This is a genomic window from Streptomyces sp. CB02923 (assembly GCF_001905005.1).
In the GTDB taxonomy this organism is placed as follows: Bacteria; Actinomycetota; Actinomycetes; order Streptomycetales; family Streptomycetaceae; genus Streptomyces.
On record NZ_LWKZ01000028.1, the window covers coordinates 116,829 to 137,468 of the forward strand.

The window sequence follows — 20,640 nt, forward strand, 5'->3', positions numbered from 1 at the left end:
CAGCCCCGAACGAGATCCATGTCTCACTTTCACCAAAGCGGGCAGATGCCCATAAAACACCCGGTCAGCCGTCCAGGTCGAGCCGCTGACCAGGGTGGATAAGGTCCGGATCGCCCCCGATGACGTCTTTGTTGGCCTCGTAGAGCGCCGGCCAGCCGCCGGAGACGCCGCGGCCCTCCGCGATGACTGACAGGTTGTCACCGGGCCGCACGGTGTAGTCGCCGGGCGCGCCCGGGTCCGTACGGTGCGCGTCCCCGCCCCGCGAGGGGTGTCCCCCGCCGGACCGGTCCGCGTCGCCCGCCCCGCCGGAGCCCGTGCCGGAGCCGGTGCCCGTGCCGGGCTTCTTCTCGTCACCGGGCTCGCCGCGGTGCTTGCCCTGCGACGGGGGCGCGGTGGGGCCCGTGGAGGCCCCGTCGCCCGGGGTGGCCGGGTCGGCGGGCCGCGACGGGTCTTCCGTGCGGCCCGTACCGGACGGGTCCGGCGTACGGGACGGGTCCTGGGGCCCGGCCGGGCCGGTGGGCGACGGCTTGGGCTTCGGACTCCCCGTACCGCCCGGCTTCGGCGTCCCGGACGGCCCGGAGGACGGCGGGGTGGAAGGTGAGGACGGGGAGGACGGGGACGGGGAGGAGGGCTCCGGGGTCGGCGTCGGCGTGCCGCCCGGGTCGACGTCCGGCCCGCTGCCGCCCTGCTTGAGACCCGCGTTCACCGCGCAGCTCGGCCACGCGTCGGGGCCGCGCGCGGCGAGGATCGACTCGGCGACGGCTATCTGCTGCGAGCGGCTGGCCAGGTCGGGGCGTGAGGCGTACGCGGGGCCGCCGTGGCGGTCCCACATCTCCTGGGTCAGCTGCAGCCCGCCGTAGAACCCGTTGCCGCCGTTGGCGCTCCACGTCCCGCTGCTCTCGCACTGCGCGACGCGGTCCCAGGTGGCGGAGTCGGCGGCGTTGGCGCTGCTCGCGGCGAGCAGAGGCATGGCGAGGGCGCCGCCGGCGACTCCCGCCGTGACGAAGATGGCCGGAGCCTGACGGGGGCGTCGGTGGCGGCCGTTCCCGGAGCGCATGGCGTTGCCTTTCGAGCGGCGGTTGAGTTGTCGTCGAGAGGCCGGGAGCGTCGGCTGCGCGGCCCTTGCGCTGCCGCGCCGCCCGCCCCGGCCTTTCAAACGGTTGAAAGTAGCGGTGCCGCCCGCTCGTCACAACCCGGTGTAGCGGAGATCACGCGCAGGTCACGGCCTGACGTGACGTCACTTCCGTACGGGTGTGAACTCCACCGGCAGGGCCCGCAGCCCCCGCATGATCAGCCCGCCGCGCCAGCGCAGCTCGTCCGGGTCCGCGCCCAGCCGGAGGTCCGGCAGCCGCGTCAGCAGGGTCGCTATCGCGGTCTGGCCTTCGAGGCGGGCCAGCGGCGCGCCCAGGCAGTAGTGGACGCCATGGCCGTATCCGAGGTGCTGGTTGTCGCGGCGGGACAGGTCCAGGACGTCGGGTCCCGGGAAGCGCTCCGGGTCGCGGTCGGCGGCGGCCAGCACGACCAGGACCGGGTCGCCCTCCGCGATCCGCTGCCCGCCGAGGGTGAGGTCCCGGGTGGCGAAGCGCCAGGTGGCCAGCTCGACCGGGCCGTCGTAGCGCAGCAGCTCCTCGACCCCGGTGGCGAGCAGCCCGGTGTCGCCCTCGGCGGCCGCCTTCTGGAGCAGTGCGCGCTGGTCGGGGTGGCGCAGCAGCTGGTACACGCCGTTGCCGATGAGGTTGACGGTGGTCTCGAAGCCGGCGAAGAGCAGGATGAAGGCCATGGCGGCGGCCTCGTTCTCGGTCAGGTGCTCGCCGTGGTCGGAGGCGCGGATCAGGCCGGAGATCAGGTCGTCGGCGCCCTCGTCGCCGAGGCTCTCGCGCTTGCGGTGGATCAGCTCGGCGAGGTAGCCGCGCATCTTCTTCACCGACCGGGCGACGCCGCCGCGCGGCCCGCCGCCGTGCCGGATCATCATCCCGGCCCAGTCCCGGAAGTCGTCCTGGTCCTCGCGCGGGACGCCGAGCAGGTCGCAGATGGCGTAGATGGGCAGCGGGAAGGCGAACTCGTGGATGAGGTCGGCCTCGCCGCGCTCCTCGAAGGAGTCGATGAACGCGTCGGTCAGCTCCTGTACGCGCGGCGCGAACTGTGCGATGCGGCGCGGGGTGAACGCCTTGGAGACCAGGCGGCGCAGCCGGGTGTGGTCCGGCGGGTCGATGTTGAGCAGGTGCGTCATCAGGTTCGCGCCGCGCTCGCCGGGGATGCCGACCTTGCCCTTGCCGTGCGCGGCCTCGCTGTGGTGCACCGGGTTCTTCGACAGCCGGGCGTCGGCGAGCGCCTGCCGCGCGTCCGCGTACCGGGTCACCAGCCAGGCCTCGACGCCGCTGGGCAGCCGCGTGCGGTGCACGGGCGCGTGCTCGCGCAGCCAGGCGTACGCCGGGTACGGGTCGGAGGCGAACTCCCACGTGAACAGCTCGGGGCAGGCGGGGGCGGCTGCCGGGCCGGTCACGGGGCAGCCGGGTCCGGCCCCGGCAGGGGCCGCGGGCCGCTCGTCGGAGGGGGAATCGGAGGGGAAGGGGGTCTGCGGTCGCACCCCTCGACGTTATCCCCCGCCGAAGGACCCGCTGTGCCCGTCCTGCCAGCGGCTGCGCTCCCGGTCCTGGTCTTCGCCGTGGCGGGTGGGGGCGTTGCCGTAGTCGGGCAGTTCGTGCGGCGTCAGCCGGTGGTCGCCGTCGCGCGGCACCTCGTTCGGGTCGCGCAGCTCGCTCTCGTACCCGGTCGGGTTCTTGGGCGGGACCGGCTGGGTCTCCGGCTCGGGCGGCGCCGGCTCGCGGTCCCGGCGGCGCCTGCCGTAGACCACGGCGAGGATCAGGCCCGCGACGATGACGATCCCGGCGATCAGCGGTCCGGTGCCGACGACCATGTCCCGGGTGAGGTCCACGGCCTGCTGGACGGACGTGAGGTCCTGGGCCGGTGTGGCCGAAGCGATCGATGCTGTCATCCGAGCCGGGTACCCGGCTCGGCGGGGACGATGCGCGGGCGGGTACGGTGCACGCGCGCAGCGCCGGTACGCGGATGGAAGCCCAGGTCAGCGGCGTGGCGCGGGGGTCATGTCCCCCGTACGGCGGGTCCCGGGTCCGGCTCGGAGGGGTCCACGCCCAGCGCGTCCAGGAAGGCCGCGGCCGCCGGGGAGGGGCCCCGGGCGCTCCAGATGACGCGTTCGACCCGGGCGGGCGCGTTGGGGACGCGCACCACGCTCAGCCCGGTCAGTTCCGCGGCGAACGCCTGCGGCACCATGCCGATGCCCAGCCCGGCCCGTACCAGCTTGGCCAGGAACTCCACGGTGGTCACCTCGAAGGCCACCTCGGTCGTCAGGCCCGCCGCGCGGAACGCGTCGTCCCGCTGGCGGCGCGCCGCCGATCCGGCCGTGAAGTCCACGAAGGTCTCCTCGGCCAGCCGCGGCAGGTCCGTCCACTCCCGGCCCGCCAGCGGGTGGTCCGGCGGCACGACGGCCACCAGCTCGCCGTGGGCCAGCGCCCGCTCCCGTACGCCCTGGCTGCGGGCGCCCGGCACCACGCCGATGAAGGCGACGTCCAGGGTGCCCTGCCGGACCTGCTCGATCAGCTGCTCGCTCATCTCCATGCGCAGGCTGATGCGCACCTGCGGGTAGCGGGCGCGGTAGGCGCCGAGTTCACGGGCCAGGTCGACGGCCGCGACGGTGGAGATCGCGCCCACGGCGAGGCGGCCGCGCACCTCGCCGGCGGCCGCCTCCACCTCGGCGCGGGCCCGTTCGGCCGCCTCCAGCGCCTGCCGGGCGACCGGCACGAACGCCTCGCCCGCGGCGGTCAGCCGCACACTGCGGCTCGTGCGGTGGAAGAGCCGGGCGCCGAGTTCCTTCTCCAGGCGGGCGATCTGGTGGCTGAGCGCGGACTGCACCACGTGGCAGCGTTCGGCGGCGCGGGTGAAGCCGCCGGTCTCGGCGACCGCGACCACGTACCGCATCTGTTGCAGCTCCATGCGGCGAGCGTAGCCAGCACCGTCGATCACGGTTCGCGATGGATGGGATGAAAACTATGTGTTGGACTCATCAACCGGGGCGGCGGAAGCTGAGAGACGGAGCAACACCAACGGGGTGGCGCGTCGTGCAGGAAGGGACCTGATGGCTTCCCAGGAAGAAGGGCAGGGCGGGCTGGGGCGCGGCATGCTGCTGCTGATGTCCGTGGCGACCGGGCTGTCGGTCGCGGGCAACTACTTCGCCCAGCCGCTGCTGGACGTCATAGGCCGCGACCTGCACCTGGGGGCGGCCACGGCGGCACTGGTGGTGACCGTCGCGCAGGCCGGCTACGGGCTGGGGCTGCTGCTGCTCGTCCCGCTCGGCGACCTGCTGGAGCGGCGGCGGCTGGCGGTGGGCCTGTGCGCGGCCACCGCGGTCTTCCTGACCGTGACGGCGAGCGCGCCCAACGGCACCTTGCTGCTGGTCGGCACCGCGCTCACAGGACTGTCCTCCGTAGCCGCCCAGGTCGTCGTCCCGTACGCGGCCTCCCTCGCGCCGCCCGCCGAACGCGGCCGTACGGTCGGCACCGTCATGACCGGGCTGCTGCTGGGCATCCTGCTGGCCCGTACGGCAGCCGGGCTGCTGGCCGACCTGGGCGGCTGGCGCACCGTCTACTGGGTCAACGCCGGTCTGATGCTGCTGATGGCCGTCCTGCTGCGGCTGCGGCTGCCCGCGCTGCACACCGGCGCCGGACTGCGCTACCCGGCGCTGATCCGCTCCACGCTCGCCCTCTTCGTACAGGAGCCGGTGCTGCGCTGGCGGGCCGCGCTCGGCGCGCTGTCCTTCGCCGCGTTCAGCGTGCTGTGGACGGCGATGGCCTTTTTGATGTCCGGCCCCTCCTACGGGTGGTCGGAATCGGCGATCGGCCTGCTGGGGCTGGTGGGCGCGGCCGGTTCGCTGTCCGCCTCGGCCGCCGGGCGGCTGGCCGACCGGGGGCTGGCCCACCGGGTCACCGGCGCGGGCGGGTTCCTGCTGCTCGCCTCCTGGGCGCTGCTGGCGGCGGGCGGTACGGGCGGCGCCTGGTCGCTGGCGGCCCTGCTGGCCGGTGTGATCGTGCTGGACGCGGCGGTGCAGGCGGTGCACATCAGCAACCAGAACCTGGTCTACGCGGTGCGCCCCGAAGCCCGCAACCGCCTCAACTCCGCCTATATGACCAGCTACTTCGCCGGCGGCGCGGCAGGCTCGGCGCTCACCTCGGCGGTGTGGGGCGCGGCCGGGTGGGGCGGGGTGTGCGCCGTGGGCGCGGCGCTGGGCGCGGCCACGGCCGTCGTCTGGACGGCCGAACGGCTGCGGCACCGTGGGATGCGGGCTCAGTCCGCGGCGCCGGAGGCGGCCTCCTCTGCGGACCGGATCGCGTCCCGGTAGGTGCGGGCGGCGGCGCGCAGCGCGGTCTCCGGGTCCGTGCCGGAGGCCTCGGCCCGCGCGGCGAGGGCGAGCAGTTCGTAGCCGACGCCGTCGCCCGCCGGGAGCGCGTCGATACCGGCCGTCCGCGCCCGGGAGGACAGCTTGCCGGCGAGGGCCAGGGCGGGCTGGCCGAGCGGGACGCCTTCGGTGACCGAGGCGCGCTGCTTCTCGTCCGCCTTTTCGCGCAGCCAGTGCGCCTTCACGTCCTCGGGGGTGTGCGCCTCGTCGTCGCCGAAGATGTGCGGGTGGCGGCGGATCAGCTTGTCCACGATCGTGCCGGCCACCTCGTCGACGGAGAACGGCTCGTCCGGGTCGTCCTGGGCGATCCGGGCGTGGAAGACGACCTGGAGGAGGACGTCGCCCAGCTCCTCGCGCAGCGCCTCCCGGTCGCCGTCCTCGATGGCCTCGACCAGCTCGTACATCTCCTCGATGCCGTACTTCGCGAGGTCCTCGTGGGTGCGCACACCGCTCCACGGGCACTGGCGGCGGATCCGGTCCATGATCTGGACGAGGTCGAGCAGGCGGGCGCCCGGCAGATCGTACGAGCCGGGCAGCAGCTCCAGGTCCGGCATGGTCTCCCGGCCGGAGCCGGCCATCCTGGCCAGGCCGTCGGTCAGCTCCGTGTCACCGTCGGCGGAGGTGATCACGACTGCCGTACGGTCCCCGCCCCGGCAGAACTCCACCAGCTCACGGGCGCCGGGCACGGCCGCCTCGACCGCGACGCCCGCCTCGCGCAGATACGGGAGCTGCGGGTGGGCGTCGTCGGCGCACAGCACGCGGTCGGCGGCGCGCAGCGTCTGCCACGCGGGCCAGGACAGCAGGCCGGGCGCGACCCGGTGGCTGGTCGTGAGCAGGACCAGGCGGCCGGGGGCGGGGGCCTGCGGCGTGCCGGGGGCGTCGGTGGCGTCAGCGTTCACCCGACGAACGTAACGCACGGCACCGACAGCGCGGCGCGCCGACCGGTGCCACGGCGGAGGCCCCGGGGGCGCGACGCCGCACCGTGGAGCCCGTAGAAGCCGTAGCAGCCGTACGCGCCCCGGCCCTGGCCCGTCTCCGTCCTGTCCCCGGCCCGTCTCCGTCCTGCCCCCGGCCCGGCTCAGGTCTGCTGCTGCTCCGTGCCCGCCGCGCTCCGGACCCACGGCTCCTTCGACTCGCCCAGCACGACCTGGCTGTCGTCCCACTCCCCGTAGCGCGGGTTGACGTCGATGGCCATCTTCCGGGACGTCCCGGCCAGCGACTCGGCGAGCCGCTGCTGGCCCTGCGGCTGCCCGCGGTCGGCGCCGATGCTCTTGGCGACGCCGTCCAGCAGGAGCTGGTTGCGGACCACGGCGTCGATCTCGCCGGGGGCGATGGCCTGCTGGAGCCACATCTCCTTGAGCCGGTCCGCGCCGCCCGCGCTGCGCTCGGCCGCCGCGCGCCACTGCTGCACGTCGCGCCGGGTGACGGAGACACCGGCGTCCTTCGCGCCGCGCTCCAGGACCCGGTCGAAAATCATGCCGTTGAGGGTGGCGGGGCCCAGCTTCCCGGTGTTCTCCACCAGTTGGGCGGCCTGCGGGGACTTCTCCTGGGCGGTACGCACGTCCCGTACCCGCGACTGGAGCTGCGAGACGGTGATCCGCTGCCCGTCCACGACGGCCGCGGCGCCGGGATGCGCGTCCGTGCCGCAGGCCGTGAGCAGGGGCGCGGCCAGCAGAGCGGCAGCGGCGGAAACGGGAAGCGCGATCCTACGGCGGAACATCAAGCCTCCTGGCGGCGTACGACAACAGTGCGGCGACGTGCGGCTCTTCCAGCCTGTCCAACCTGGCGTTGATCGATGCCGATGCTAAAGAGTCCGCGTGGCCGGGGCCACTGATTCGACCAACGAGTTGCGCGGACGGCGGTTTCTCTCCCCCTGTCTTCCCCACGGCCCCCGCTCCCCCGGCCCCCTTCGGGGTCAGCCGCGTACCTGGCCCAGCCAGTACAGGGTGCGGCGGACCTCCGCGGGGAACGCGCCGTGCGGGCCGTGCAGCCGTTCCGCGTCGTGCAGGAGGCGGGACAGGGTCTCCTGGGCGGCGCCGCGCTCCCCGAGGGCGAGCAGCAGGTGGCCGATGGACCGCCGGATCTCCAGGGGCCGCACGGGGTCGTCCGGGTACCGCTCGAAGTGCGGCAGCAGGGCCCGGTACTCGTCCAGCGCCTGCGCCACCTCGCCCAGCTGCTCCAGGCACTGCGCGGCCTCGTAGTGGAACTGGAGCGCCTGCCGGGCCGCGCCGGTCCCGGTGTCGCGCCCGAACTCCTCGCCGAGTGCGCGCAGTTCCGGCAGGGCCCGGCGGTACTGGCCGTCGTCCATGAGCGTGGCCGCGTACTGCTTGCGCAGGGTCCGTACGACCGGTGAGTGCGCGCCGTGCCGGGCGGCGGCCGCGGGCAGGATGCCGCCGAGGATGTCCACGGCGTGCGTGATGCGGCCCTGGTCCAGGAGGCGCTTGACCTCGTCCACGGCCGCGGCGACGTCGGGGCCGCCGGTGCCCGGGGGCTGCTGGGGGCTTCCGGCACCCGGGTGCCGGTGACCGCCGGTGCCCGAGGACCGCGGGTCGCCGAATCCCGCGAACGTGCGCGGGTCGGCTCCCACGGGCGGGTACGGCGGCGGCGCGGCGGGGGCGGCCGGGGGCACCGCGGCGGCCTGCCGCGGCACGGCAGCCGCTGCGGCGACCGGCTGCGGGACGGCGGGCGCCGCCGCGCGGGCCGGCCACGGCGCGTGCGGGTGCAGGAACGGCCGGGTCGGGTCCATCGGCGCGCCCGCGCCGGGCCGCCCCTGGGACGCGGTGGGCAGCAGCGGCACCAGGGCCTGGTAGACCTCCTGCGCGTCGGCGGGACGCTCCTGCGGGTCCTTGCCGAGCAGCCGCAGTACGAGCGCCTCCAGCGGTTCGGGTACGTCCGCCCGGAGGCGGCGCACCGGGACGGGCGGCTCGTACAGGTGGCGGTGCAGCACGCCCAGCGCCGTGGAACCGGCGAACGGCACCTCGCCGCTGAGCAGCTCGTGCAGCAGCACACCGAGCGCGTACAGGTCCGTGTACGGGCCGACCGTGCCGCCCATCGCCTGCTCGGGCGCCATGTAGGCGGGGCTGCCGATGGGTGAGCCGGTGTGGGTCAGGCGGGTGGTGTCGGTGTCCAGGGCGGCGGCGATGCCGAGGTCGAGGACGGTGAGGGTGCCGTCCGGCTTGACCATCACGTTCCGCGGTTTCAGGTCGCGGTGGATGATCGGCACGGCGTGCACGGACGCCAGGACGGCGCACAGCTGCGCCGCGACGCTGACCGCCCACGGCCAGGGGTACGGGTCGTGCTCGGCCAGGTGGTCGGCGAGGTCGGCGCCTTCGACGTACTGCATGACCAGGTAGAGGTCGTCGTTGTCGCTGCCCGCGTCGTGGACGGTGACCAGGCCGGGGTGGTCGACCTGGGCGGTGACCCGGCACTCGCGGACGAAGCGGCGGCGCATCTCCTCCGCGTCGGGCGTGCCGGAGACCCGGTCGGGGCGCAGCAGTTTGACGCCGACGCGGCGGTCGAGGCGGCGGTCGTAGGCGATCCAGACCTGGCCCATGCCGCCCTGGCCGAGCAGCGCGGACAGTTCGTAGCGCTCGGCGACGACGCGTCCGTTCAACGCCCCTCCTCCTTGCGGAGGTAGTCGCTCAGCTCGTCCAGTTCGGCGCGGACCCGGTCGATGCGCTGCGGGTGCGGCGGCTGCTGAAGGGGCGGCGCCGGGTGGGCCGGGGGCTGGGGGTGGGAGTGGTGCTGGGGTTGAGGCTGGTGCTGGGGCTGGAAGGCTCCCTGCGTGTGGGCCTGGGCGTAGGGCCAGTTCTGGGGCAGCGGCTCCGCGGCCTGCCCCGGCGGCAGGGGCGGCAGCGGCGCTCCGGCGTACGGATGCGGGGCGGGCGGCGTGGCGGCCGGTCCGGGGTAGCCGTACGCCGGGCCGCCCGCGCCCGGGGCCCCGTACACCGGCCAGTCGGGCGCGACGCGCTGCGCACGCCCGTCGACGACGAGGAAGTAGACGACGGCTCCGGCCATCTGAAGGAGGATCAGGGCCACGCTGAGGTTCGTCTGCCAGGAGTCCTCGTCCCGGCCACCGCCGAACAGGATCGCGGCGACGAGGAGGACCAGGTCGGCGCCGAACACCCACCAGCCCGGCGGCCGGCGCTGCACGAGGGCGGCGCGCAGCAGCGTCACCCAGGCCAGGAAGCCGAGGCTGAGCACGGCCACGGCCACGAAGACCACCCGCAGCAGGACGACCGTCCTGTGCGGCGCGGGACGGTGCGGCGGCGGGGCCGTGACGGGGCCGTGCATGACTGCTCCTGACGGATCAAGGCCCGGCGCGGTGCTGTGGTGCGGTACCGGGGCATGCTCGAATGCGTGCGATCGAGCGTATATACGACACCGCTGAGGCCGCCGGGGTTGTAGGAAATCAGCCGGGCGTCACCGAACCGTCCGTCAGGCCGTCGTGGAGACCCTGGACCAGCTGTTCGCCCAGGCGGGCGGCGAGGCGCAGGCTCTCCTCGAAGGCGGCCAGTTCGCGGAAGCGCCGTCCGTAGCGGAGCTGGTCGGCCAGGGGCAGCCGCGGGAGCTGGAGGCGGCGGACGTCCAGGCGGGTGGCGGTGGACGCGTAGCTGCTGGCCTGGCGAGTGTTGGCGGTGCCGCGCAGGAACCCGGCGAGGAACCACGGGTCGAGGGCGGCCGGGTCGGGCCGCAGGAGGAAGAGGTTGCGGCCGAGGGCGGCGCCCGCGGTGGCCTCGTCGACGACGCGGGCGACGGCGCCGCCGCCCAGGACGGGCACCACGACGTCCCCGGCCGCCACGAGGACGGGCTCCTCAGGGGGCGCGGTGGCGGCGCCTTCAGGCAGCGCGCCGCTGGGCGCCGTACCGGCGATGACGTCGTGCTCGGTGAGGACGGCGGGCGTGGCGCCCTCGGTGGCGGTGCCGGGGCCGCCTGCGCGCAGCACGAGGGCACCGGCGCGGGCGAGTTCTCCGACGGTGGTCAGGGGCCAGCGGGCGGGCGCGGTCTGCGGGGCGTCCGCCGGTTCCGGGGTCAGTTCGGCCGTGCGGGACAGGGTGGTGGCCAGGTGTCCGCGCACCCGGGCCAGTTCGGCGAGGCCGCCCGCGGCCGGCGGGGGCGGCAGGTGCCGGGCCGGGGCCAGGTCCACGTCGTCGTCGAGGAGGTCGATGGCGGCCAGGGACCGCCGTACGCCGGGCTGTTCCTCGACACCGCCGTCCTGGTCGAACGCCTGCCAGGCCTCCAGAGCGGCGGTCCGTACGGCCTGCCAGTCGATTCTGTCCCGGCCGGGGGCGCCGCCCGCGGCGAGGGCCGCGGTGTCGACGACGAGGAGGTGCGGCGAGGGCGGCGCGGCGGAGCCCGGCCGCCGCAGCACCCACAGGTGCAGCGGGATGCCGTACGGCGGCGCGGCCCCGGCGGGCAGGGCGATGACGGCGCGCAGGGCGCCGCGGCGCAGCAGGTCGGCGCGGATGCGGCGGCCGGAGCGGCGGGAGGCGGCGGCCGGCGGCATCAGCAGGACGGCGGTGCCGCCCTCGCGCAGCCGGGCCAGTGCGTGCTGCACCCAGGCCAGTTCGGATTCGGTACGGGCCGGGAAGCCGTACTCCCAGCGGGGGTCGTAGGCGAGTTCGTCGTGGCCCCAGTTGCGTTCGTTGAACGGCGGGTGGGCGAGGACGGCGTCGGCGGCCAGCTGCGGGAAGGCGTCGGCGCGGAGGGTGTCGGCGGCGTGCACGCGCACCTGGGCGCCGGGGGCGTGCAGGGCCAGGCGCAGCGCGGTGAGCGCGGCCAGGTCCGGGTCGGCCTCCTGCCCGTACAGCTCCTGCGCGCCCTCGGCGGCGGCGGGCAGGCTGCCGGTGCCGCTCGCCGGGTCCAGGACGGTACGGGCCGGGCCGGCCAGCGCGGCCATCAGGGCGGCCGGGCCGGGCGGGGTGAGGGTGTACTGCCGGGGGTTGGCGTCCAGGTGGCGGCCGAGGAGGAACTCGAACGCCGGGGCGGCGCCGTCCTCGTCGGCGAGTTCGGCGGTGGCCCGCGCGAGGGCGGCGGACGGCAGCAGGGCGTCGTAGGTCAGGCCGTGTACGGGGTGGTGGCGGCCCAGGTGCGCGGCGAGGACCGATTCGAGGATGGCGGGCAGCATCCCGGCCAGTTCGGTGTCGCCGGCGGCCTCGTTCAAACGGCGCCAGGCGGACGGCCGGTCGCGGACGAACAGCAGGACGGCTCCGGCGTGCCGCAGGGCGGTGGCGGCGCCGGCCGGGTGGGAGACGAGCTGCTGCCAGACCCGTTCGCGCAGCGGCACCTCGGCGAGTTTGCCCTGGGCGCGCAGCCAGTGTTCGACGTCGGCGAGGGCGAAGGTGGGACTGGTCTCCGTGCCGCCGACGGGCTGGGGGAAGCCGGTGTGGCGGCGGCGCCAGTTGCTGACCGCGGCGCGGCCGACCCCGGCCAGCCGGGCGATGCCGGCGGCGGTCACCTCGGCCGCGGGGCCGGGCGCCGTGCCGCCGTCCGGCCCGTTCTCCGTCGCTGCTGCTTTCTCCGGCACCTGGCTGGCTCCTGTCCGCTCGCCCTCACCTGCCTGTGTCGCCGAGCATACCCACGAATGCGGCATCACCCCCTTCACGGCGTGAATGAACCAATAACCGAATCTCGTGTTGACTCGGTTCACAGCTAGTGTTGTTATTGACCCAGCGCACCACCGGTTCACACGGCGGGGCCGGTTCACCCGTCGGTTCACGGTGCGCCGCCGCGCGCCGCACCGCCGACCACCCGATCCAGCACAGCGCCCGGAAGGGGCCGTATCTCCATGTCGCACCAGATGCACCACCCGCAGGCCCCGACGGGCGTGCCGTCGCACCAGGCCGCACGCAACGGGCTGGGGATCGCCGCGCTCGTCCTCGGCATCATCGGCGCCCTCAGCGGCCTCATCCCGCTGCTCTTCTGGCTCGCCGGCACCCTCGGCCTGCTCGCCCTGATCTTCGGCTTGGTGGGCCGCGGCCGGGCCAAGCGCGGCCAGGCCACCAACAAGGGCATGGCCACCACCGGCGCGGTCGTCGGCGCCATCGCGCTGATCCTGTCGGTCGTCGGCGTGGTCATCACGATGACCGCGGTCAGCGACGCGGTCGACGAGATCAACAAGTCGATCGGCAGCGACTCCCGGGCGAAGCCGAAGGACGGCAAGGGCGGCTCGTCCGCGAAGACCTACCAGGGCGGCGACACCGCCGTCTACGACACGGGCCTGAACGTCACCGTCTCCAAGCCGGTCCCCTACACCGCCGACGAGATCGCCGTGGGCCACGGCGAGGGCAACAAGTCCTTCAAGGTCACCGTGCGGCTCTCGAACAAGGGCAGCAAGGACGTGTCCGGCGACCTGATCATGGTCGAGGCGCGGACCGGCAAGGACGGCAAGTCCACCGAGCCGATCTACGACGGCAAGGTCGGCTCCGGCTTCAGCGGCTCGCTGCCGCCCGGCAAGACCGCCACCGCCGACTACGCCTTCGACGTACCGGCCGGCGCCAAGGACCTCGACGTCCAGGTCCGCCCCGGCTTCGACCACGACGCCCTCCACTGGGAGCTCCGCCCCTGACCGGCCGCGGCGATCCCGTACCCCCGGTACGGACCCGCACCTCCCGGTACGCCGACAGGCCGCCGGCCCGGAACCCCGCACTGCGCGGGACCGGGCCGGCGGCCTGTTCGCGTCCGCCGCCGCTACTTGGCCGTGAACCGCTCCGGAGCCTCCGTCGGGCCGCCGCCCGCGGGCAGCTTCAGCTTCGGGCACCCGCTCAGCACCTGCGTCATCGCGTCCTTCTCCCCCTGCGTCACCCACAGCCCGTACTTCTTCTTCACGGCCACCTGGTGCGCCACGTAGTCACAGCGGTACGCCTTGTTCGCCGGGAGCCACGTCGCCGCGTCCCCGTCCCCCTTCTGCCGGTTGGCGGAGGAGTCGGCGGCGATCAGGTTCAGCGGATCGTTGGCGAGTGCGACCCGCTTGCGCCCCGGCCACTGCTGCGCGCCCTTCTGCCACGCGTCCGACAGCGCCACGAGGTGGTCTATGTCCACCTTGCTGCTGCCGCGCTCGTACGTCACCGCCTTGCCGGTGTACGGGTCGTCGGCCAGCGTCCCGGAGGCGACCTTGCAGTGCCCGTCGGTGAACCGCACCCCCTTCAGGTCCCGCTTGAGGATGTCGTCGCGCGTCCCGCAGTGGTTGCCGTCCGTGTCGGCCCAGGCCGTGCCGAAGCGGTTGCGGGCGTAACCGGTCTTGGGGGCGCGGCCCTTGACGGTGAGCGACCCGACGGCGTGCAGCGCGGTGCCGCCGGCGGCGGGAACGGGCGACGCCGCGCCGCCGTCTCCTCCGGTACCGCCGTCCTTTCCGCCGTCGGGTGTACAGCCGGTGAGGGCGAGCAGCGCGGCCAGTCCGGCCGCGGCGAGAGCGCCGCGGCGGCGGATGCCGGGCAGGTTCCTGACGTGGGGCAACGGCGTGGTCCGTATCCGGAGCAAGGGGACATCCCATCTCAAAACAGGCGACAATACCGGCCGGTTCGACGGCCTCGGATATCTTTTCGGAAGTTGAGAGTAAGGACGCCCATGGACACGGCCGCAGCAACCGCGACCAGCGGCAGGACGTCGCCCGTGCCCGTCACCGGGACCGGCTTCGCCCCCGCCCCCGGCCGGCTCCGCACCCGTACCGCCGCGCTGCTCGGCCCGCGCCTGCTCCCCTACTGGACCGCCGCGGCCTTCTTCGCCGTCTTCGCCCTGATCTCCGCCCTGCGCTTTCGCGCGATGCAGACGTCCTCCTGGGACCTCGGAATATTCGAGCAGGCCGTACGGGCCTACGCGCACCTGCGGGCCCCGGTCGCCGACCTCAAGGGACCGGGCACCAACCTCCTCGGCGACCACTTCAGCCCCGTGCTGGTCCTGCTCGCCCCGCTCTACCGGCTCTTCCCCGGCGGCCTGACGCTGCTGTTCGCGCAGGCCTTCCTGTTCGCGCTGTCCGCCCTGCCGGTGACCCGGACCGCCGTCCGCCTGCTGGGGCAGGGCCGGGGGCTGGCCGTCGGCGTCGCGTACGGACTGTCCTGGGGGCTGCAGAAAGCCGTCGACTTCGACTTCCACGAAATCGCCTTCGCCGTACCGCTGATCGCCTTCGCGCTCGAAGCGGTGGTGCGCGGCCGCTGGACCGCGGCGGTCTGCTGGGCGGCGCCGCTCGTCCTGGTCAAGGAGGACCTCGGGGTGACCGCCGCCGCCATCGGCGCGCTGATCCTCGTCCGCGCGCGGCGCGCCGTGCCGCTCGCCGTCGGCCTGACCGTCTTCGGCCTCGCCGCCACCGCCGTCACCCTCGGCGTGATCATTCCCGGCTTCAACGGCTCCGGCTCGTACGACTACTGGAACAAGCTCAGCGGCGCCGACGGCCCGGCCCCCCGCATCCCGCCGGACACCGCCGTACGCACCCTGCTGTGGATCCTGCTGCCCACCTCCGGGCTGCTCGCGCTGCGGTCACCGCTGCTGCTGGCCGCGCTGCCCACGCTGGGCTGGCGGTTCATCTCCCACGAGCCGCATTACTGGGGCATCGACTGGCACTACAACGCGGTCCTGATGCCGGTGGTCTTCCTGGCCCTGGCCGACGCCCTGCCGCGCACCCTGGTCTCCGCGCGCCCCTGGGTCCGGACGTACGCCCAGCACCTGCCCGCCGCCGTACTGGCCGCCGCGCTCGCCCTGACCACCACGCTCCCGCTCGCCCGCCTCACCGAGGCCGCCACCTACCGCAAACCGCCGTCCGCGACGGCCGCCGAACGCCTGCTGGAACGTATCCCCGACGGCGCCACGGTCGAGGCCGACATACGGCCCATCTCCCGGCTGACCGACCGCACCCGGGTCTTCTGGATAGGGGACACCCAGGGCATCGCGCCCGACTACGTCGCCGTGGAACTGCGCGACGGCCGCAAGCCCGAACAGGCCCTGGACGACGCGGGCCAACGCCACCCCCAGGGCGTGTACAGCGTCCTCGGCACCGCCGGTGGCGTCGCGGTATTCCAGCGGACGGGCCGCCTCTGACTGCGTACGGTGGCCCGATGACCACGGATCACCCGCGCCCCCGCACCGACGTCGTCGTCCTGAACGGCGGCTCCAGCTCCGGCACTTCGAGCCTGATACGGCAGCTCCAGGAGGTCCTGCCCCGGCCCTGGCTGACGTTCGGCGTCGACTCCTTCATCGAGGCACTGCCACCGTCGCTCGTCGTACCGGAGGCGTCCGCCACCGCACCGGGCCTCGGCCTCGCCCCCGACGGCAGCATCACCGTCGGGCCGGTCTTCCGCGCCCTCCAGGACGACTGGCGCCAGGGCGTCGCGGCCGTCGCCCGCGCGGGCACCGGCGTCCTCCTCGACGAGGTCTTCCTCGGCGGCGCCGCCTCCCAGGAGCCGTGGCGCCGCGCGCTGGAGGGCCTGTCGGTGCTGTGGGTCGGCGTGCGCTGCACCCCGGAGGCGGCCGCCGCCCGCGAGGCGGCGCGCGGCGACCGGGTCACCGGCATGGCCGCGTCCCAGGCGGAACTGGTGCACCGGGGTGTCACCTACGACGTCGAGGTCGACACCACCGCCGCCGATGCCGTCACCTGCGCACGGCAGATCGCCGCACACGTGGTGTGAGGGCGGCCCGTACCGCTCACTGCCAGTGCGGGCGCCCGCTCTGCATCTCGCAGCTCAGGGTGGCGCCGTGGGCGTCCTTCGTGGTCAGACCGAGGTGGGCCTTCTTGCAGAACTGGCCGCGGCGGTAGTGGTTGCCGGACGGCGCGAGGATGACCCCGCTCGACGCGTCGCTGCCGGAACCACCGGAACCGGAGCCGGAACCTGAGCCCGAACCGGAGCCAGAGCCCGAACCGGAGCCAGAGCCCGAACCGGAGTCGGAGCCGGAGCCCGAACCGGAGCCGCCGGAGGACCCGGACCCCGATCCCCCGGAAGTGCCGCCGGAGCCTCCCGAACCCCCGCCGTCCCCGTACGCCTTGCGCGTCGGCACCGGAGCGGCGGCCCGCGTCGGCGCGGGCGGCTCGCTGGTCTCCGGCGTGGCCGACAGGGTGGGACCGGCGCTCTCCGACGGGGAGGAGGACGGCGAAGGCGACGCGGTTGCGGAGGCGGTCGGTGTCGCCGTGCCGCCCTTGCCGTCCGCGGCCTCCGGCGTACAGCCGGAGAGGGCGACCAGCGCCGCGGTCATCAGAGCAGCGGCGGACAGGGCGGCACGGCGGGGTCTTATCACGGCAGGAACGTCCAGTTCGCTGGAAGGGCTGCCGCGCGGGACTCACGCGGCAGCCAGACCATAGACCGATATCTCCCACCGGTCACCGCCAAGATGCCTGAATCGGGCAGAAGACGGCACAAGCGGTGCCATGCCGGGCCCCGGCCCGGGACCGGCGCCCCGCCGCTACGACCCCAGGATCGACGTCAGGAACTCCCCCACCCACGCCAGCAGGTCCCGCCCGACCAGCGGCTTCCCGCCGATCTTGCCGGTGGACGGGCGCGGCACCAGGATCTGGCGGGTGGCGGGCTTGAGGACCGTACGCGGATAGAGGCGCTTGAGGCGCAGCTCCTGCGACTCGCGCAGCTCGACCGGGCCGAAGCGGACGTTGGAGCCCTGGAGCGTGATGTCCGAGACGCCGCAGGAGCGGGCGAGCATCCGCAGCCCGGCGACCAGGAGCAGGTTCTCGACCGGCTCCGGGAGCTTGCCGTAGCGGTCGGTCAGCTCCTCGCGGACCGCCGTGATGTCGTCCTCCGAGGTCGCCGCGGCAATCGCCCGGTACGCCTGGAGCCGCAGCCGCTCGCCCGGCGCGTAGTCGTGCGGGACGTGCGCGTCGACCGGCAGCTCGATCTTGACCTCCAGCGGCGGCTCCTCCTCCACGCCGCCCTCCAGGGACGCCCGGTAGTCCGCGACGGCCTCGCCCACCATGCGCACGTACAGGTCGAAGCCGACGCCCGCGATGTGCCCGGACTGCTCGCCGCCGAGGAGGTTGCCGGCTCCGCGGATCTCCAGGTCCTTCATCGCGACGTACATGCCCGCGCCCATCTCCGTGTGCTGCGCGATCGTCGCGAGGCGCTCGTGGGCGGTCTCGGTGAGCGGCTTCTCCGGCGGGTAGAGGAAGTACGCGTAACCGCGCTCCCGGCCACGGCCCACCCGGCCGCGCAGCTGGTGCAGCTGGGAGAGGCCGAAGTTGTCGCCGCGCTCGACGATGAGGGTGTTGGCGTTGGAGATGTCGATGCCCGACTCGACGATCGTCGTGGAGACCAGCACGTCGAACTTCTTCTCCCAGAAGTCCACCACGACCTGCTCCAGCTCCGTCTCGCCCATCTGCCCGTGCGCGGTGCGGATCCGCGCCTCCGGCACGATCTCGCGCAGCCGGGCCGCGGCCCGGTCGATGGACTCGACCCGGTTGTGGATGTAGAAGACCTGCCCCTCGCGCAGCAGTTCACGCCGGAGCGCGGCGCCGATCTGCTTCTGCTCGTACGGCCCGACGAACGTCAGGACCGGATGCCGCTCCTCCGGCGGAGTGGTGATCGTCGACATCTCGCGGATGCCGGTCACCGCCATTTCGAGCGTACGGGGAATGGGTGTGGCGGACATCGTCAGCACGTCCACGTTGGCGCGCAGCTTCTTCAGCTGCTCCTTGTGCTCGACGCCGAAGCGCTGCTCCTCGTCGACGATGACCAGGCCCAGGTCCTTGAACTTGGTCTCCGAGGAGAACAGGCGGTGGGTGCCGATGACCAGGTCGACCGAACCGTCCTTGAGGCCTTCGAGGGTGGCCTTGGCCTCGGTGTCCGTCTGGAAGCGGCTGAGCGCCTTCACGACGACCGGGAACTGGCCGTACCGCTCGGTGAACGTACCGAAGTGCTGCTGCACCAGCAGCGTCGTCGGCACCAGCACCGCGACCTGCTTGCCGTCCTGGATGGCCTTGAACGCCGCCCGCACCGCGATCTCGGTCTTGCCGTAGCCGACGTCGCCGCAGATCAGCCGGTCCATCGGGACGGACTTCTGCATGTCCTCCTTGACCTCGGCGATCGTCGTGAGCTGGTCGGGCGTCTCCGCGTACGGGAACGCGTCCTCCAGCTCGCGCTGCCAGGGGGTGTCCGGGCCGAAGGTGTGGCCGGGCGCCGCCATCCGCGCGGAGTACAGCTTGATCAGGTCGGCGGCGATCTCCTTGACGGCCTTCTTGGCGCGCGCCTTGGTCTTGGTCCAGTCGGCGCCGCCCAGGCGGTGCAGCGTCGGCGCCTCGCCGCCCACGTACTTGGTGACCTGCTCCAGCTGGTCGGTGGGGATGTACAGGCGGTCGCCGGGCTGGCCGCGCTTGGCCGGGGCGTACTCCACCAGCAGGTACTCGCGGGTGGCGCCCTGGACCGTGCGCTGCACCATCTCGATGTAGCGGCCGACGCCGTGCTGTTCGTGGACGATGAAGTCGCCCGCCTGGAGGGTCAGCGGGTCGATGGTCTTACGGCGGCGGGCCGGCATCCGGCCCAGCTCCTTGCTCGCCGACTTCTGGCCCGTCAGGTCCGTCTCGGTCAGCACCGCCAGCTTCAGGCCCGGGTCGACGAAACCGTTGTCGACACACCCGCACGAGACGTGCACGACCGACGGCGACAGCTCGCCCAGCTCCGGGTCCAGGCGGGCCGCGATGCCCTCCTCGCCGAGCACCTCGACCGTACGGGCGGCCGGGCCGTGCCCCTCGGTGACGAACACCGACCGCCAGCCGTCCGCGATCCAGCGCTTGGTGTCGGCCAGCGCCCGCTGGGTGTCGCCCCGGTACGTCTCCGGGGCGTGCATCCCCAGCTTGAGGGTGTCGTCGTCCAGTTCCTCGTCGGCGGCGAACGGGCTCACCGTCCACCACATCATGCCCAGTTCACGCGCCCGGTCCCGGACGTCCGCGATACCCCACAGGGAGGCCGCGCCGACGTCGATCGGAGCCTCGCCCCCACCCGCGGTCGCCGCCCACGACGCCTGGAGGAACTCCTGCGAGGTGGCCACCAGGTCGGCGGCGCGCGTACGCACCCGCTCCGGGTCGCACACCACCGTCATGCTGCCCTCCGGCAGCACGTCCAGCAGCAGCTCCATGTCGTCCACCAGCACCGGGGCCAGCGACTCCATGCCCTCGACGGCGATCCCCTCGGAGATCTTGCCCAGCAGCTCGCCCAGCTCCGGGTGCTGCTCCGCGAGGTCCGCGGCCCGCGCCCGCACCTGCGCGGTCAGCAGCAGCTCACGGCACGGCGGCGCCCACAGGCCGTGCTCCGCCACCTCCAGGGACCGCTGGTCGGCGACCTTGAAGTAACGGATCTCCTCGACGTCGTCGCCCCAGAACTCGATCCGCAGCGGGTGTTCCTCGGTCGGCGGGAAGACGTCCAGGATGCCGCCGCGCACCGCGAACTCGCCGCGCTTCTCGACCAGTTCGACCCGGGCGTAGGCGGCTGCCGCCAGCCCGTCCACGATCTCTTCCAGGTCCGCCGTCTGCCCCGTGCGCAGCGCCACGGGCTCCAGGTCGCCCAGGCCCTTGACCTGCGGCTGGAGTACGGACCGTACGGGCGCGACGACCACCTGGACGGGGCCCGCGGTCGGGTCGTCCTGGCTGGGGTGGGCCAGGCGGCGCAGCACCGCCAGGCGCCGGCCGACGGTGTCCGAGCGCGGCGAGAGCCGTTCGTGCGGCAGCGTCTCCCAGGACGGGTACTCCACCACCGCGTTCTCCTCGCCGGCCGGCATCAGCGAGCGCAGCGCGGCGGCCAGGTCCTCGGCCTCCCGGCCGGTGGCGGTCACCGCCAGGACCGTACGGGAACTGCGGCGGGCCAGGGCGGCGATGGAGAACGGGCGGGCGGCGGGCGGGCCGACCAGGTCCACATGGGGACGGTTGCCGTCCGCGGCGGCCCGCGCGGCTTCGGCGAGCGCCGGGTCCTGGGCGACGGCGTCGAGCAGACCAGTCAGGCTCATGAGAATGGCTTTTCCGTCCCGGTGAGGCGAACAACGCGAGCAGCCCGGCACGTGCGACGGGCCGGGTTTCAACAAGAGTACGACTCCCTGCTGACACCCGCGTTCCACTCGCCCCATCCCCCGGGCCGGGGCAGGCGCGAAGCGCGGTTCCGGTCGGCGCGCCCCCATGGAAGGGTGTTACGTACACGCAATAGCCGAGGGGGGCACGTGAGCCACAGCAGCAGGGGACCGGGTCAGGACACGAG

Annotated in this window: 16 protein-coding genes; 4 read left to right on the forward strand and 12 right to left on the reverse strand. The window is 74.0% G+C overall.

Features of this window, described 5'->3' with window-relative positions:
* Positions 1-64: 64 nt before the first annotated feature.
* The 4 genes from A6A06_RS38605 to A6A06_RS38620 all read right to left on the reverse strand — a co-directional run bounded on the left by A6A06_RS38605 (position 65) and on the right by A6A06_RS38620 (position 4,011).
* On the reverse strand, positions 65-1,057 hold the full coding sequence (locus A6A06_RS38605) for a LysM peptidoglycan-binding domain-containing protein (protein WP_073768607.1): 993 nt from the start codon (positions 1,055-1,057) through the stop codon (positions 65-67).
* 180 nt (positions 1,058-1,237) lie between these two features.
* Complete coding sequence (locus tag A6A06_RS38610; protein ID WP_199931432.1) at positions 1,238-2,503, reverse strand: cytochrome P450 family protein; 1,266 nt, start codon at positions 2,501-2,503, stop codon at positions 1,238-1,240.
* A gap of 93 nt (positions 2,504-2,596) precedes the next feature.
* Positions 2,597-2,995 (reverse strand): DUF6479 family protein, encoded by a 399-nt coding sequence (locus A6A06_RS38615; protein WP_242441160.1) that lies wholly within the window; start codon positions 2,993-2,995, stop codon positions 2,597-2,599.
* 107 nt (positions 2,996-3,102) lie between these two features.
* Positions 3,103-4,011 carry a LysR family transcriptional regulator gene (locus tag A6A06_RS38620; RefSeq protein WP_073768611.1) on the reverse strand — a complete coding sequence of 303 codons (909 nt, stop codon included), beginning with the start codon at positions 4,009-4,011 and terminating at the stop codon, positions 3,103-3,105.
* A 142-nt stretch (positions 4,012-4,153) separates the two neighbouring features.
* Here A6A06_RS38620 and A6A06_RS38625 point away from each other — a divergent pair, with 142 nt between their 5' ends.
* Positions 4,154-5,413, forward strand: coding sequence for an MFS transporter (locus A6A06_RS38625; protein WP_073768613.1), 1,260 nt, complete (start codon positions 4,154-4,156; stop codon positions 5,411-5,413).
* Here A6A06_RS38625 and A6A06_RS38630 read toward each other — a convergent pair.
* From A6A06_RS38630 to A6A06_RS38650, 5 genes are all read right to left on the reverse strand, one after another.
* Positions 5,359-6,369: a nucleoside triphosphate pyrophosphohydrolase gene (locus tag A6A06_RS38630; protein WP_073768615.1), complete on the reverse strand. Its 1,011-nt coding sequence runs from the start codon at positions 6,367-6,369 to the stop codon at positions 5,359-5,361. The genes A6A06_RS38625 and A6A06_RS38630 overlap by 55 nt on opposite strands.
* A 179-nt stretch (positions 6,370-6,548) precedes the next feature.
* Positions 6,549-7,190, reverse strand: coding sequence for a SurA N-terminal domain-containing protein (locus A6A06_RS38635; RefSeq protein ID WP_073768617.1), 642 nt, complete (start codon positions 7,188-7,190; stop codon positions 6,549-6,551).
* Between the two features lie 195 nt (positions 7,191-7,385).
* Positions 7,386-9,083, reverse strand: coding sequence for a serine/threonine-protein kinase (locus A6A06_RS38640; protein ID WP_073768619.1), 1,698 nt, complete (start codon positions 9,081-9,083; stop codon positions 7,386-7,388).
* Positions 9,080-9,763, reverse strand: a complete 684-nt coding sequence (locus A6A06_RS38645; protein WP_073768621.1) for a hypothetical protein — start codon at positions 9,761-9,763, stop codon at positions 9,080-9,082. Before A6A06_RS38645 ends, A6A06_RS38640 begins: the two co-directional genes overlap by 4 nt.
* Before the next feature lie 118 nt (positions 9,764-9,881).
* Entirely contained in the window at positions 9,882-11,927 is a 2,046-nt protein-coding gene (locus A6A06_RS38650) for an N-6 DNA methylase (RefSeq protein ID WP_073768859.1), read from the reverse strand.
* A 330-nt stretch (positions 11,928-12,257) separates the two neighbouring features.
* Here A6A06_RS38650 and A6A06_RS38655 point away from each other — a divergent pair, with 330 nt between their 5' ends.
* On the forward strand, positions 12,258-13,037 hold the full coding sequence (locus A6A06_RS38655) for a DUF4190 domain-containing protein (RefSeq protein ID WP_073768623.1): 780 nt from the start codon (positions 12,258-12,260) through the stop codon (positions 13,035-13,037).
* A 122-nt stretch (positions 13,038-13,159) separates the two neighbouring features.
* Here A6A06_RS38655 and A6A06_RS38660 read toward each other — a convergent pair whose 3' ends face one another.
* Positions 13,160-13,897, reverse strand: a complete 738-nt coding sequence (locus tag A6A06_RS38660) for an HNH endonuclease family protein (protein WP_073768861.1) — start codon at positions 13,895-13,897, stop codon at positions 13,160-13,162.
* 138 nt (positions 13,898-14,035) lie between these two features.
* Between A6A06_RS38660 and A6A06_RS38665 the strand changes: the two genes are divergently transcribed.
* Positions 14,036-15,499 (forward strand): DUF2079 domain-containing protein, encoded by a 1,464-nt coding sequence (locus A6A06_RS38665; protein ID WP_073768626.1) that lies wholly within the window; start codon positions 14,036-14,038, stop codon positions 15,497-15,499.
* A 17-nt stretch (positions 15,500-15,516) separates the two neighbouring features.
* A complete protein-coding gene (gene cpt / locus A6A06_RS38670) occupies positions 15,517-16,086 on the forward strand; it encodes a chloramphenicol phosphotransferase CPT (protein WP_073768628.1) in 570 nt (189 codons plus the stop codon).
* A gap of 16 nt (positions 16,087-16,102) precedes the next feature.
* Here cpt and A6A06_RS42420 read toward each other — a convergent pair whose 3' ends face one another.
* A complete protein-coding gene (locus A6A06_RS42420) occupies positions 16,103-16,690 on the reverse strand; it encodes a hypothetical protein (protein ID WP_199931438.1) in 588 nt (195 codons plus the stop codon).
* Positions 16,691-16,855: 165 nt separating this feature from the next.
* Positions 16,856-20,395: a transcription-repair coupling factor gene (gene mfd / locus A6A06_RS38680; protein WP_073768630.1), complete on the reverse strand. Its 3,540-nt coding sequence runs from the start codon at positions 20,393-20,395 to the stop codon at positions 16,856-16,858.
* Positions 20,396-20,640 lie beyond the last annotated feature (245 nt).

Excerpts from the sequence above, each read along its gene's own strand:
- A6A06_RS38605 (WP_073768607.1), bottom strand. The coding sequence starts at position 1,057 with ATGCGCTCCGGGAACGGCCGCCACCGACGCCCCCGTCAGGCTCCGGCC.
- A6A06_RS38615 (WP_242441160.1), bottom strand. The coding sequence starts at position 2,995 with ATGACAGCATCGATCGCTTCGGCCACACCGGCCCAGGACCTCACGTCC.
- A6A06_RS38620 (WP_073768611.1), bottom strand. The coding sequence starts at position 4,011 with ATGGAGCTGCAACAGATGCGGTACGTGGTCGCGGTCGCCGAGACCGGC.
- A6A06_RS38625 (WP_073768613.1), top strand. The coding sequence starts at position 4,154 with ATGGCTTCCCAGGAAGAAGGGCAGGGCGGGCTGGGGCGCGGCATGCTG.
- A6A06_RS38635 (WP_073768617.1), bottom strand. The coding sequence starts at position 7,190 with ATGTTCCGCCGTAGGATCGCGCTTCCCGTTTCCGCCGCTGCCGCTCTG.
- A6A06_RS38645 (WP_073768621.1), bottom strand. The coding sequence starts at position 9,763 with ATGCACGGCCCCGTCACGGCCCCGCCGCCGCACCGTCCCGCGCCGCAC.
- A6A06_RS38655 (WP_073768623.1), top strand. The coding sequence starts at position 12,258 with ATGTCGCACCAGATGCACCACCCGCAGGCCCCGACGGGCGTGCCGTCG.
- A6A06_RS38665 (WP_073768626.1), top strand. The coding sequence starts at position 14,036 with ATGGACACGGCCGCAGCAACCGCGACCAGCGGCAGGACGTCGCCCGTG.
- cpt (WP_073768628.1), top strand. The coding sequence starts at position 15,517 with ATGACCACGGATCACCCGCGCCCCCGCACCGACGTCGTCGTCCTGAAC.
- mfd (WP_073768630.1), bottom strand. The coding sequence starts at position 20,395 with ATGAGCCTGACTGGTCTGCTCGACGCCGTCGCCCAGGACCCGGCGCTC.